This is a genomic window from Bacillus sp. AR8-1 (assembly GCF_008042345.1).
GTDB classification, from domain to species: Bacteria; Bacillota; Bacilli; order Bacillales; family Bacillaceae_G; genus Bacillus_A; species Bacillus_A cereus.
In genome coordinates this window covers 33,990-47,889 of the sequence record NZ_QNUB01000019.1, presented here as the reverse complement: position 1 = coordinate 47,889, position 13,900 = coordinate 33,990, and the positions used below count along the sequence as shown (strand labels likewise).

Genomic DNA, 13,900 nt, shown 5'->3' with positions numbered 1-13,900 from the left:
GTTTTTTCGATTATAAAATAGAAAAATAAACAGTCATTATCTAATACATTGTTGTAAATTGTCAAGTTTCATCAGATTTTCACATTTTCAGAGTAACAATTTCCTTAAAAATATTGAATTATAAAGGAGAATCGTATAATATAGGCGTTGATAATGATTTATCTACATCTTTGTAGTATAGAATTTGTAAAAATTGCCTACAAATGAAAGTAAGACTCATTTTATGATCATTATACAGTCTTATCTTTGGGAGGAGGTGAATGGCATGAACAAGACAGATTTAATCAATGCTGTTGCAGAAGCAAGTTCCCTTTCTAAAAAGGACGCAACAAAAGCAGTAGACGCTGTTTTTGATTCTATCTTAGAAGCTTTAAAACAAGGTGATAAAGTACAACTGATCGGATTCGGTAACTTCGAAGTTCGTGAGCGTGCGGCTCGTAAAGGTCGTAACCCACAAACAGGTGAGGAGATTGAAATCGCTGCAAGTAAAGTACCTGCATTCAAACCTGGTAAAGCGTTAAAAGATGCGGTTAAATAATCCTTACATATTAACAGGGAAGAAGAGTTTCCTTTTTGGGAACTCTTCTTTTTGCTTTTAAAAACATAAATATGCTAGAATGTGTTCGTATCACTTTTAGGTTTTCGGGAGGGCTAGCGGATGGCAAAAGTTAATTTAGAACAAATTGAACATGCAGTACGCCTTATTTTAGAGGCGATTGGGGATGATCCAAATCGTGAGGGAGTACTTGATACGCCAAAGCGTGTTGCAAAAATGTACGCAGAAGTGTTCTCAGGTATGCATGAAGATCCGAAAGAGCATTTGCATAAAGTATTCGGAGAAGATCACGAAGAGCTTGTACTAGTAAAAGATATACCATTTTATTCGATGTGTGAGCATCATTTAGTTCCATTCTATGGAGTTGCTCACGTTGCATATATTCCGCAAGGTGGAAAGGTGACAGGGTTAAGTAAATTAGCTCGTACTGTAGATACAATTGCACGTCGTCCACAACTGCAAGAACGTATTACATCAACAGTAGCGAACTCTATTATGGAAGTACTAGAGCCTCATGGTGTAATGGTAGTAGTAGAAGCAGAACATATGTGTATGACGATGCGTGGTGTGAAAAAACCAGGTGCGAAAACAGTAACGACAGCAGTGCGTGGTGTGCTTGAAAATGATGCTGCAGCGCGCAGTGAAATTTTATCGTTTATTAAAGCGAAGTAAAGAAAAGCGGGAAACTGCTTTTCTTTTTTTTTTTTAGTAAATAAATGATATAGTTTTAGCTAGACAGAGTGAGATTAGAAAGATTGCTTACATGAATGGTAGGTGTAGCCAAGTTTTGGTTATAGAAAATAGAGTGTATGTGTTATAATAAGTTTTATGAATTAGAAAACAAGGGTGATTTTTTGTGTGTGACATCTACGGAGGGTATGCGGGTATAAAAGAGAAATTGATGGAGAAATTACGCCATCCTTATTTTATAAACTATATTGAAGAACCATTTATTGATGAAGAAAAGATAGCATTGTTATATGGTGCTTTAAAGAGTGCAAACTTACATATAGAACAAATTGAGCATTACGTAGTAACAATTATGCTTGTACAAATTGCGCTTGATACGCATGAAAGGGTATCAAATAAAGCAGGCGAGGAAGAGATTGAATTCCATAAATGTCGTCAATTAACAGTACTTGCAGGCGATTACTATAGTGGACTATATTATTATTTATTGTCTATGAATCGTGATATTGTTTTAATTCGTGCACTTGCTGAAGGAATTAAAGAGATAAATGAACACAAAATTATGTTATACCAAAAAGCGCATGAAACGATGGATGACATAATGAAAAGCGTAGTAACGATTGAGTCTGCGCTCCTTCAAAAAACATGTGATCATTTTCATTTATCACATTGGAAGCCATTTATCACATACGTATTAGGTGGAAATCGCCTTCAAAAAGAAATTCAATTGTATGCTGATAAACAACATTCACCTGTTTTTCAAGCGGTGCAAGATGCTTTAGGGGATAAAGCAGAAGTAGTGATTAATGGTTGGATGATGGAATTGAGAAAGAAAGAAAAACAATTTTTAGAAAATCACACAGACGTACATGAAATAAATTCTGTGTTAAGGGATAAATAGAAGACATAAGCAATTTTACATTGGAAGAAGGTACGAGCATGCAACAATCAAAAGAAGAAAGAGTACATGACGTATTTGAAAAGATTTCTGATAAATACGATGTGATGAATTCTGTAATTAGTTTTCAAAGACATAAAGCGTGGCGTAAAGAAACGATGCGAATTATGGATGTACAACCTGGCAGTAAAGCGCTTGATGTATGCTGCGGAACCGCAGATTGGACAATTGCGCTAGCTGGAGCGGTAGGTGAGCAAGGAAAGGTTGTTGGCTTAGACTTCAGTGAAAATATGTTATCTGTCGGTAAGCAAAAGGTAGAGGCGTTACAATTAAAACAAGTAGAACTTCTACATGGGAATGCGATGGAGCTTCCATTTGAAGATAATACGTTTGATTATGTAACAATTGGGTTTGGTTTACGTAACGTACCGGATTATATGCACGTATTAAAAGAAATGACGCGTGTAGTAAAACCAGGTGGAAAAGTAATCTGTTTAGAAACATCTCAACCAACAATGATTGGTTTTCGACAAGGGTATATTTTATACTTTAAATATATCATGCCGTTATTTGGAAAGATGTTTGCGAAAAGTTATAAAGAATATTCATGGCTTCAAGAATCTGCTAGTGCATTCCCAGGGATGAAAGAATTGGCCCAAATGTTTGAGCAAGCTGGACTTGAACGTGTGCAAGTGAAACCATTTACTTTTGGGGTAGCAGCGATGCATTTAGGTATTAAACCAGAATCAAAATAGAAAAAAGAAAAAAGAAGTTTTAGGTTAAGGTGAACAATATGAAGTTACAACTTATGTACTCTTTTTTACGATCGGATATTAATGTGATAGAAAAAGAATTAAAAAAGACAGTTGCTTCTGAACAGCCATTAGTAGAAGAGGCAGCATTACAACTTATTGAAGCTGGTGGGAAGCGAATTCGTCCTGTATTTGTGTTGCTTGCAGGGAAATTTGGAGATTATAAGTTAGATGCGATTAAGCATGTTGCTGTTGCGTTAGAGCTTATTCATATGGCTTCTCTTGTTCACGATGATGTTATTGATGCTGCATTTTTACGACGCGGCAGTGCGACTGTGAATGCGAAATGGGGAGATCGTATTGCGATGTATACAGGGGACTATTTGTTCGCTAAGTCTCTTGAATGTATAACAAATATCGAAATCCCAGAGGCGCATCAAGCGTTATCACATACTATTTTAGAAGTCTGTAAAGGTGAAATTGAACAAATTAAAGATAAATACAATTATGACCAAAATTTAAGAACGTATTTAAGAAGAATAAAGCGAAAAACAGCATTATTAATTGCCGCGAGTTGTCAATTGGGAGCGATTGCTGCTGGTGCTAATCGTGATACAGTAAATCGTCTATTTTGGTATGGGTATTTTGTAGGAATGTCTTATCAAATTATTGATGACATTTTAGACTTCGTTTCCACAGAAGAGAAACTTGGAAAACCTGCTGGTGGAGATTTATTACAAGGAAACATAACGCTCCCTGCTTTATATGCGATGGAAGATCCAGTACTTCGTCAAAAAATCACATCTGTACATGAAAATACAACAGCAAGTGAAATGCAAGAAATTATTGATGCTGTAAAAAATAGTCCAGCAATTGATCAAGCATTTGCGTTTAGTGAACGTTATTTACATAAAGCTTTAGAAATAATAAAACCACTCCCACGTGGAAAAGCAAAGTATGCATTACAAAATGTTGCAAAGTATATTGGAAAACGAAAATTTTAATGTTTATTCTAAAAAATAAAATAATCTCTCTATTTCAAAACTATTGCACAATTGTGATAAGGGTGATAATATGTGTGTGGGGATATACAATTACATACATAATTCAGAAGTGGAGAGATTTTTTATGGAAAAAACATTTCTAATGGTAAAACCAGACGGTGTACAACGTGCCTTCATTGGGGAAATTGTAGCTCGTTTTGAGAAAAAAGGCTTTCAATTAGTTGGTGCAAAATTAATGCAAGTCACTCCGGAAATTGCTGGACAACACTACGCTGAGCATAAGGAAAAACCTTTCTTTGGTGAGTTAGTAGACTTTATTACATCTGGACCTGTATTCGCAATGGTATGGCAAGGTGAAGGTGTAGTAGATACAGCGCGTAACATGATGGGGAAAACAAGACCACATGAAGCAGCTCCTGGAACAATTCGTGGAGATTTCGGTGTAACTGTTGCGAAAAATATTATTCATGGTTCTGATTCTTTAGAAAGCGCAGAGCGCGAGATTGCTATTTTCTTTAAAGAAGAAGAATTAGTTGACTACTCAAAATTAATGAATGAATGGATTTACTAATTATTTTGAAATAATTTGTAAACGCTTTAATCACTGTGATAATAGTAAAAAGTGCAAGGAGAATAGGGGTATTCTTCTTGCACTTTTTTTATTTTCAATTAGTTACGAAGTTTGAGCTGTTATGATATATTGATATTTAAATTAGGCCTATCGGAAATATAGAATAAGAAAATAGTCGATTTATGATATAATTTCTTTAATATTTTTAGAATGATAAAAGTTAATATAGTGAGATAAATACATATACGAAAAGAGGAATAACGTATGCGATATATTACAGCTGGTGAATCTCATGGTCCGCAACTTACAACGATTATAGAAGGTGTTCCAGCAGGATTGTCTTTAGTAGCGGATGATATAAACGAAGAGTTAGCTAGAAGGCAAAAGGGATATGGGCGTGGTAGACGCATGCAAATTGAAACGGATCAAGTGCAAATTTTAAGTGGTGTTAGACATGGAGAAACATTAGGTTCCCCTATTGCACTCGTTGTTGAAAATCGTGATTTTGCCCATTGGACAAAAATTATGGGGGCAGAGCCTTTAACTGAGCAGGAAGAAAAAGAGATAAAAAGGAAAGTGACAAAACCAAGGCCTGGGCATGCTGATTTAAATGGTGCAATTAAATATGGTCATAGAGATATGAGGAATGTACTGGAACGTTCGTCAGCGCGCGAAACGACGGTGCGTGTTGCTGCTGGTGCGGTTGCTAAAAAGGTGTTAGCAGAACTTGGTATTAAAGTGGCGGGCCATGTAATTGGAATTGGCGGTGTACAAGCTAAGGAGGTTACGTATAGTTCAATTGAAGAATTAAAGAGTATTACAGAAGCATCTCCTGTACGTTGCTTAGATGACGAAGCTGGTAACCAAATGATGAAAGCGATTGATGATGCGAAAGCAAATGGTGATTCAATTGGTGGAATCGTTGAAGTAATTGTGGAAGGAATGCCAATTGGAGTAGGTAGCTACGTGCATTATGATCGAAAACTGGATGCGAAATTAGCAGCTGCAATTATGAGTATTAATGCTTTTAAAGGTGTCGAGATTGGAATTGGTTTTGAAGCAGCGCATAGACCGGGAAGTGAAGTTCATGATGAAATTCTATGGAATGAGGAGCATGGATATACAAGAAGAACAAATAATGCAGGTGGATTAGAAGGCGGTATGACGACTGGAATGCCAATTGTTGTGCGCGGTGTGATGAAACCGATACCTACACTTTATAAACCTCTTCAAAGTGTAGATATTGATACGAAAGAGCCTTTTACAGCGAGCATTGAACGTTCAGATAGTTGTGCAGTGCCAGCAGCTAGTGTCGTTGCAGAAGCGGTTGTGGCTTGGGAATTAGCAACAGCTTTAATAGAACAATTCGGATTAGATCGTATGGAACTAATTCGTGAAAATATTGAGAAACATAATGAATATGCGAGGGGATTTTAATGGGAAACATACATATTCAAACGAAATCAAAAGAATATGATGTACATGTTGGTAAAGAAGCGTTGTCAAACTTAACAATGATCGTTCAAAATATGCAGCCAGCTGTATCTAACGTAATGATCATTTCAGATGAAGCTGTTGCATCACTACATTTACAGACAGTTATCGATGCATTACAAGTGGAGCAGGACGTGTTTTCGTTTGTTGTACCAAGTGGCGAAAAAGAGAAGTCTTTCGAAAATTTCTATGCGGCTCATACGTCAGCTCTTGAAAACAAATTAGATAGAAATTCTTTAATTCTTGCACTTGGAGGCGGAATGATTGGAGATTTAGCTGGTTTTGTTGCTGCATCTTTTATGCGAGGTATTCGCTTTGTGCAGGTTCCGACGACTTTATTAGCGCACGATAGCGCAGTAGGTGGGAAAGTAGCGATTAATCATCCGTTAGGTAAAAATATGATTGGTGCATTCCATCAGCCAGAAGCGGTTGTATATCATACACCGTTTTTACAGTCTCTTCCTGAAAAAGAGTGGCGTTCAGGTTATGCAGAGGTGATAAAGCATGCTCTTATTGGTGATGTGGAGCTATATCATTGGTTAAAAGAAGAAGTGCAAACATTAGCGGATCTTCGTGATGAGAAGTTAATCCATATATTAACGAAGGCGATTCCTGTAAAGGCAAATGTTGTGTCACAAGATGAAACAGAGAAGGGTGTACGTGCCCATTTGAACTTTGGACATACGTTAGGACATGCTCTTGAAAAAGAGCTAGGGTATGGGAATATTACTCACGGTGACGGCGTAGCGGTTGGAATGTTATTCGCCATATTTTTAAGTGAGCAAGTGTACAAGGTTGATCTTGCTTATGAAGATATGAAGCAGTGGTTCTTGAAATACGGCTATCCAAAAATGCCAAGAGATTTGAATGTAGAGCGCCTCGTTCAATTGATGAAACAAGATAAGAAAGCAAATGCAGGAGCAATTCATATGGTGCTTATGCAGGAATATGGGGTAGTGAATGTCGTATCTATTTCAGATGAGACTGTTCATATTGCGTTAGAGGCATTTCAAAAAGATATGGTTTAAAATGATAGCGAAGTGTTGTGAAGTGCTCATTTAGAGGTATTCTCGTAATAGTGACGGTTATGATAAAAGATTACAGTAAGGGGCTATAACTGTATTGTAATCAAATTGAATGAAATGACTGGGGGAAGAAAAATGAGAGTGAAAGAGCAATTGTTAACTTTGAGAGCGTATGTGCCTGGGAAAAACATTGAAGAAGTAAAAAGGGAATATGGATTATCGAAAATTGTGAAATTAGCATCGAACGAAAATCCATTCGGTTGCTCAGCCCGTGTGACAGAAGCATTAACTTCTTTAGCGAGTCAATATGCCCTTTATCCAGATGGATATGCCTTTGAACTTCGGACAAAAGTAGCGGAACATTTAGGTGTAAAAGCAGAACAACTACTATTTGGTAGTGGATTAGATGAAGTCATTCAAATGATTAGCCGAGCGTTACTACATGAAGGAACAAACGTTGTAATGGCGAATCCTACGTTTTCACAATATCATCACCATGCTGTTATTGAAGGAGCAGAAGTTCGTGAAGTATCACTTAAAGACGGTATTCACGATTTAGATGCAATGCTAGAGCAAGTAGATGATAAAACGAAAATTGTATGGATTTGTAATCCGAATAATCCGACAGGTACATATGTTGAGAAACAAAAATTACTTTCATTTTTAGAATCAGTTCCTAAGTCGGCTCTCGTTATTATGGACGAAGCATATTATGAATACGCGGAAGCGGAAGACTATCCGCAAACATTGCCACTTCTTGAAAAGTATGAAAATCTTATGGTTTTACGCACGTTTTCAAAAGCATATGGTTTAGCTGCTTTTCGTATCGGATATGCGATTGGGGATGCGAAGTTAATCGGACAGCTAGAAGTAGCGAGGTTACCATTCAATACATCAACTGTAGCGCAATCTGTAGCACTCGCTGCATTAGAAGATCAAGCCTTTTTACAAGATTGTGTGAAAAAGAATGCTGAAGGTCTAAATCAGTATTATGCATTTTGTAAAGAATATAACGTATTCTATTATCCATCTCAAACAAATTTCATTTTCTTAAAACTTGGTATACCAGGTAATGAAGCTTTCGAACGATTAATGAAAAAAGGATATATCGTTCGTTCTGGTGCTGCATTTGGTATCGATGATGGTATTCGTATTACTGTCGGTTTGAAAGAAGAAAATGATGAAATTATAGAGTTGCTGAAAGAGCTTGTAAATGAGCAAGTACAGAAAGAAGAAACATATTCTTAAGAGATTGTGAAGGCTCCTATTATAGGAGCCTTTTTTATCGTATTAAAAATAAAGGTTGAAGACTGGTAATTAAGTTGTTCTGTAAATCACGGTTTATATGGCTTGATAATTAGTGAGAGAAGTTATTTGCACGGTCATAAAAGAAAGCGGTACAATAGAAGATGATGATAAGGTATCGGTGTCATATCCGAACCTTTTGAACAATTACCTACTCTGTAAGAAGAAGTATAAGAAGAAGCATGCTCATTCTAAAGGTTGCGTTCTAACAGTGAGTTGCTTATGATAAATGAACAGAAGAGAATATTTTTTAGAATTAAAGGAGACGTTTATGCAAAAGTTTGAACAAGCTGTTTCATATATTGAAAATGGTGAAGCGGAAAAAGGATTACAATTATTAAAAGAACAATTAAAAATTGCAAATGATGAAGAGAAGTATGATATCGCTCGTTACTATCATACACTTGGATTTACAGATGAGGCATTAGCGATTACTGAAGACTTACGTTTACTGTATCCGGAAGAAAGTGAATTCACTGTATTTTTAGCAGAATTATATATTGATCTAGATAAAGAAGATGAAGCGATTGAAGTACTTCATGATATTCCAGAAAATGACGATTTATATGTTCAATCTTTATTACTTGTTGCAGATTTATTCCAAATGCAAGGTTTTGATGATGTAGCAGAGCAAAAACTATTAAAGGCGAAAGAAATGATGCCTGATGAACCTGTTATTACGTTTGGGTTAGCAGAATTATATAGTAGTAAAGGTGAAGAACAAAAGGCAATTACTTATTATGAATCGCTATTAGCTGAACATAAAGTAATGGGTGGTGTTGTAATCGCACTTCGTCTTGCAGAAACGTTAAGTGCGATTGGAAACTGGGAAGAGGCGATTTCTTATTATGAAGCAGGCCTAGAGGAACAAAAAGATATTCACTCATTATTTGGATATGCCTTCACATTATACCAAGGTGAAGAATATCAGAGAGCAATCGGTGCTTGGCAAGAACTAAAAGAATTAGACCCTGAGTACGCATCACTGTACATGTATTTAGCGAAAAGCTATGAAAAAGAAGGAATGCTTCAAGAAAGCTATGAAACGCTTCATGAAGGAATTAAAGTAGATGAGCTTTCAGTTCCGTTTTATGTAGAGTTAGCGAACATTGCGGCGAAATTAGGAAAAATAGTAGAAGCAGAGGAAGTTCTTCAAAAAGCACTTGAGTTAGACCCAGGGCATTTAGGCGCAACATTAAAATATGCGTATATCTTAAAAGGACAAGAAAAGTACGAAGAGTTAATTGCAATTGTAGAGCGTGCTATTGATAGTGGAGAACCAGATACACAACTACTTTGGGACCTTGCGTATGCAAAAAAACAATTAGAAATGTATTCGGATGCATTAAAACACTATGAAAGTGCATATACTTCTTTTAAGAATCATCCAGACTTCTTAGAAGAATACGGTTATTTCTTATTGGAAGAAGGAAAGCGAAAAGAGGCGAAAGAAGTATTTACCCAGTTATTACAACTAGACCCGACACAAATTCATATTGAAGAGTTGTTATATAATTTAGAGGATTTTTCATAAGTTGGAAGGAAACTGAATGCCGCTTCTTGAATCTAAAAAGAAAAGAGAAAGACAGAGGAGGGACTTAATTGCTATGAATACCCCTGTTTCTGTAAACGAGAAGAAGGATTTTGTAAAATGGTTTTTGAATAATTACCAACTGAAACAGCGTGAATGTGTATGGATTCTGAATTATTTAATGAGTCACGACCAATTGATGCATAAAGTCCACTTCGTAGAGCATGCAAAATATTGTCCGCGTGGCTTAGTGATGTCAGCGAATTGTGTGAAAGACACACCGTTTCACTTTTTTAAACAAAATGTTATGACAACAGATGCTGAAAAATCGTTTCATGATATTCGTTTAAATCGAGATGAGGATATTTATATTCAACTCAACTTTAAATCATCGTTTCAAAATGCGAATTATGTAGCTGTATTAGAAGAAAACCCATATCTACCAAAGCATATTGAAGTAAATGAAAAAGATCGTTTACTTGCAGAAAGGTTTTTGGAAGAAAGTGTATTTTCATTTAGGAGAGAACGCCTTTTGAAACAAATTGATGAAGCGTTAGATAAGCAAGATAAGGAAGCGTTTCATAGATTAACGGCCGAGTTAAAGACTTTATAGAATTTATTTGGATTAATAAATTTTTACAAATTTCAGACTTTCGCCAAGAAAAACTACCTATATTGGGTAGTTTTTCTTTTTTTACCTCTTTTAGTATGGTTTAATATATATAAAGTGAAAGTTCTGTCATTTGCAAGTGAAGGAGGGAAGGAATTTGAAGTGGAGTGTAAAAGATGTGGAACAGTTTGAACAAGCAAGAGAGTATGTTGATACAGGAGTAATACCGCTTTTATCAATTTCGGCAGCACAAGAAATGAAAATGGTTGTAGAACAAGGTGAATTTATCGAATTGTTGAGCACGGAATTGGAAAGAGAGTATAAAGGAAGAGTGCTTTTACTACCTGCGTTTACGTATTTGGTAGAAAGTCAAAAGAATGAAAAAGGTCGTTTGCAAGAATGGACAAATCATTTACGAAGCGAAGGTTTTAAGCATATTGCTTATGTTACAAGTGATTTTTCATGGAAAGAGGATATGCAAGAGTTACAGGGAGATTTATTTTGGTTTCCTTCATTAGCATTAGAACAATTTAGTGATCAAGCAAAAAGAGAAGTTATTCATGCACATATAAAAAATATAATGGTGATGTTGGAAGAGAAGTGGGGAAACTCGCAATAAACAGAAAGTTCTTATTATTATGAGTAGTATGATATTGACCTGTGCATGAGCGTATTATATCATGATAGTGTCCTAGTTTTTATTTTTTATATAATTTATCACGAGGGGACAATTTCTGATAGAGGGGGGAAATTTTCGTGAGCGAGAAAGAACATCGCGTGTCAAGAAGACAATTTTTAAATTACACACTCACAGGGGTAGGAGGCTTTATGGCTGCCGGTATTTTAATGCCGATGACGCGATTTGCGCTTGATCCGGTGTTAAGAAAAGAAGCCGGAACAGATATGGTTGCTGTTGCGCAAGTAAAGGATATTACAACAGAGCCGAAGCGTTTCGATTTTAAAGTGAAACAGGTTGATGGTTGGTACAAGTCTGAAGAACCAAAATCGGCTTGGGTTCATAAAGATGAAAGCGGAGACATTGTTGCGTTCTCTCCAGTATGTAAACATTTAGGATGTACAGTTAACTGGAATTCGGACAAAGCACATCCGAATCAATTCTTTTGTCCATGTCACGGGGGTCGTTATACAAAAGATGGGATGAACATTAAAGGTACGCCACCCCTTGCTCCGCTGGATGTGTACGAGTCTAAAGTGAAAGATGGAACGCTGTATCTAGGAAAAGCGAAGCCAAGAGGGGGTGCAAAGTAGATGTTAAATAAAATTTATGATTGGGTAGATGAAAGATTAGATATTACACCGATATGGCGTGATATCGCTGATCATGAAGTACCTGAACATGTAAACCCGGCACATCACTTTTCTGCATTCGTCTATTGCTTTGGAGGACTTACCTTTTTCGTTACTGTAATTCAAATTTTATCTGGAATGTTTTTGACGATGTATTATGTGCCTGATATTAAAAATGCTTGGGAATCAGTTTACTATTTACAAAATGAAGTTGCTTATGGGCAAATTGTTCGTGGTATGCACCACTGGGGTGCTAGTCTCGTAATTGTAATGATGTTTTTACATACACTCAGAGTTTTCTTCCAAGGTGCGTATAAAAAGCCCCGTGAGTTAAACTGGATTGTTGGTGTTCTTATTTTCTTTGTTATGTTAGGTCTTGGTTTTACCGGATATTTATTACCGTGGGATATGAAAGCTTTATTTGCTACAAAAGTAGGGATTCAAATTGCAGAGCAAACACCGCTCATTGGTCCTTATATTAAAACATTACTCGCTGGTCATTCCGAAATTGTTGGCGCTCAAACATTAACTCGCTTCTTTGCTATTCACGTCTTCTTCTTACCAGCAGCACTTCTAGGTTTAATGGCCTTCCACTTCATCATGATTCGCAAACAAGGTATTTCCGGTCCACTATAAGAGATTGCTAAATTAAAGGGGAAAGAACTAAAGGAGGGAGATTATGCATCGCGGCAAAGGGATGAAGTTTGTAGGAGATTCTCGGGTACCGGTAGCTCGGAAACCAAATATTCCAAAAGACTATTCTGAATACCCAGGGAAAACAGAAGCATTTTGGCCGAACTTCTTGTTAAAAGAATGGATGGTTGGTGCAGTTTTTTTAATCGGTTATTTATGTTTAACAGTGGCGCATCCGTCGCCGCTTGAGAGAATGGCGGATCCAACAGATGCTGGATATATACCACTTCCAGATTGGTATTTCTTATTCTTGTATCAGTTATTAAAGTATTCTTATGCTTCCGGTTCATTTACTGTAATTGGAGCGTTTATTATGCCAGGGATTGCGTTTGGTGCATTACTGTTAGCTCCATTTCTTGATCGAGGTCCAGAAAGACGTCCATTGAAGCGTCCTGTAGCAACTGGATTTATGCTTTTAGCAATTGCATCGATTATCTTTTTAACTTGGGAATCTGTAGCACACCACGACTGGGAAGCTGCAAAGAAACAAGGAGCAATTGTAAAAACCGCGCCAGTTGATAAAAATGATGATGGCTATAAATTAATGCAAAAAAATACTTGTTTAACATGTCATGGTGACAACTTACAGGGCGGGGCGGCAGCACCAGCACTGCAAAACTTAACTTTAAAGCCAGAAGAAATTGCTAAAATTGCGAAAGATGGAAAAGGTTCCATGCCTAAAGGTGTATTTAAAGGTACAGATGAGGAACTGAAGAAGCTTTCGGAATTCGTTGCAAAGTATAATAAAAAATAATAAAAAGCTGACTACAAAATTTGTAGTCAGCTTTTCTATTTAGTTGGATGAAGTTTGTTATAATAGAGTAGGATTTAGTGAATGAATTACTTTGCTTGAAAGGTGTTGGACATACAGATTGGTGTACTTGTATGCAATGTTAAGACAACGCTCGGTATTATTATTTTTATTGGTTGTTAACATATTAGGTACAATTTACGGGTTTATATGGTACGGAAATCAACTGAAAGAAACGTCACCTATATTTTGGCCGTTTGTACCAGATAGTCCTATGGCGAGTCTCTTTTTTGTCTTTGTTTTAATTGCTTTTTTGACAAAGAGAAACTGGGGATTAATAGAAGCGCTAGCGATTGTTACTTTAATAAAATATGGTATTTGGGCTGTTGTTGTAAATGCGATTATGATTTACGTAAAAGGTCCTATTGGCCTTATGGGCTACATGTTAATGCTTTCGCACTTTGCGATGGCAGTGCAAGGTGTTTTATATGCTCCATTTTACCGTATAAAAAAATGGCATTTTATAGTAGCGGGTGTATGGACGTTGCATAACGATGCAATTGATTATTTATTTTGGCAAATGCCACGATATGGAATTATGCATTTGTTTGTAGAGGAAATTGGTTATTTTACGTTTTGGTTAAGCGTTGCTGTACTATGTATTACATATTATTGTTGCTTACGTGAGCACAGGAAACAATTTTCTTTATGA

Annotated in this window: 16 protein-coding genes; all 16 read left to right on the top strand. The window is 36.5% G+C overall.

The genetic code is table 11. From position 1 onward, the window contains the following. The first annotated feature begins 265 nt into the window (after positions 1–265). The 16 genes from DN400_RS15290 to lhaT all read left to right on the top strand — a co-directional run bounded on the left by DN400_RS15290 (position 266) and on the right by lhaT (position 13,900). A complete protein-coding gene (locus DN400_RS15290) occupies positions 266–538 on the top strand; it encodes an HU family DNA-binding protein (RefSeq protein WP_001043860.1) in 273 nt (90 codons plus the stop codon). A 120-nt stretch (positions 539–658) separates the two neighbouring features. Next, positions 659–1,228: a GTP cyclohydrolase I FolE gene (gene folE / locus DN400_RS15285; RefSeq protein WP_001151481.1), complete on the top strand. Its 570-nt coding sequence runs from the start codon at positions 659–661 to the stop codon at positions 1,226–1,228. Between the two features lie 184 nt (positions 1,229–1,412). Further along, the gene (locus tag DN400_RS15280) at positions 1,413–2,147 is read left to right on the top strand and encodes a heptaprenyl diphosphate synthase component 1 (protein WP_000332843.1); all 735 of its coding nucleotides are present in this window, start codon (positions 1,413–1,415) and stop codon (positions 2,145–2,147) included. Between the two features lie 38 nt (positions 2,148–2,185). Beyond that, a complete protein-coding gene (menG, locus tag DN400_RS15275) occupies positions 2,186–2,899 on the top strand; it encodes a 2-heptaprenyl-1,4-naphthoquinone methyltransferase (RefSeq protein ID WP_001187668.1) in 714 nt (237 codons plus the stop codon). Positions 2,900–2,937: 38 nt separating this feature from the next. Then, complete coding sequence (gene hepT / locus DN400_RS15270; RefSeq protein WP_000776079.1) at positions 2,938–3,900, top strand: heptaprenyl diphosphate synthase component II; 963 nt, start codon at positions 2,938–2,940, stop codon at positions 3,898–3,900. 124 nt (positions 3,901–4,024) lie between these two features. Beyond that, positions 4,025–4,471: a nucleoside-diphosphate kinase gene (gene ndk / locus DN400_RS15265; RefSeq protein ID WP_000415883.1), complete on the top strand. Its 447-nt coding sequence runs from the start codon at positions 4,025–4,027 to the stop codon at positions 4,469–4,471. Between the two features lie 264 nt (positions 4,472–4,735). Next, positions 4,736–5,908, top strand: a complete 1,173-nt coding sequence (gene aroC, locus DN400_RS15260) for a chorismate synthase (RefSeq protein ID WP_098014434.1) — start codon at positions 4,736–4,738, stop codon at positions 5,906–5,908. Then, complete coding sequence (gene aroB, locus DN400_RS15255; RefSeq protein WP_000526809.1) at positions 5,908–6,993, top strand: 3-dehydroquinate synthase; 1,086 nt, start codon at positions 5,908–5,910, stop codon at positions 6,991–6,993. The genes aroC and aroB overlap by 1 nt, the downstream gene beginning before the upstream one ends. A 132-nt stretch (positions 6,994–7,125) precedes the next feature. Continuing rightward, positions 7,126–8,238 carry a histidinol-phosphate transaminase gene (gene hisC / locus DN400_RS15250; protein ID WP_001264022.1) on the top strand — a complete coding sequence of 371 codons (1,113 nt, stop codon included), beginning with the start codon at positions 7,126–7,128 and terminating at the stop codon, positions 8,236–8,238. A gap of 328 nt (positions 8,239–8,566) precedes the next feature. Further along, entirely contained in the window at positions 8,567–9,829 is a 1,263-nt protein-coding gene (locus DN400_RS15245) for a tetratricopeptide repeat protein (RefSeq protein WP_001168673.1), read from the top strand. 73 nt (positions 9,830–9,902) lie between these two features. Further along, positions 9,903–10,439: a ReoY family proteolytic degradation factor gene (locus tag DN400_RS15240; RefSeq protein ID WP_001095925.1), complete on the top strand. Its 537-nt coding sequence runs from the start codon at positions 9,903–9,905 to the stop codon at positions 10,437–10,439. 154 nt (positions 10,440–10,593) lie between these two features. Next, positions 10,594–11,055 (top strand): YpiF family protein, encoded by a 462-nt coding sequence (locus tag DN400_RS15235; RefSeq protein WP_000872171.1) that lies wholly within the window; start codon positions 10,594–10,596, stop codon positions 11,053–11,055. Positions 11,056–11,192: 137 nt separating this feature from the next. Further along, positions 11,193–11,705, top strand: a complete 513-nt coding sequence (gene qcrA, locus DN400_RS15230; RefSeq protein WP_001290420.1) for a menaquinol-cytochrome c reductase iron-sulfur subunit — start codon at positions 11,193–11,195, stop codon at positions 11,703–11,705. Then, a complete protein-coding gene (gene qcrB / locus DN400_RS15225) occupies positions 11,706–12,380 on the top strand; it encodes a menaquinol-cytochrome c reductase cytochrome b subunit (RefSeq protein WP_000932700.1) in 675 nt (224 codons plus the stop codon). It begins immediately after the preceding gene. A 43-nt stretch (positions 12,381–12,423) separates the two neighbouring features. Continuing rightward, positions 12,424–13,191 carry a menaquinol-cytochrome c reductase cytochrome b/c subunit gene (gene qcrC, locus DN400_RS15220; RefSeq protein WP_000554601.1) on the top strand — a complete coding sequence of 256 codons (768 nt, stop codon included), beginning with the start codon at positions 12,424–12,426 and terminating at the stop codon, positions 13,189–13,191. Between the two features lie 118 nt (positions 13,192–13,309). Further along, positions 13,310–13,900 carry a lipoprotein heptaprenylglyceryl N-acetyltransferase LhaT gene (lhaT, locus tag DN400_RS15215; protein ID WP_000262838.1) on the top strand — a complete coding sequence of 197 codons (591 nt, stop codon included), beginning with the start codon at positions 13,310–13,312 and terminating at the stop codon, positions 13,898–13,900.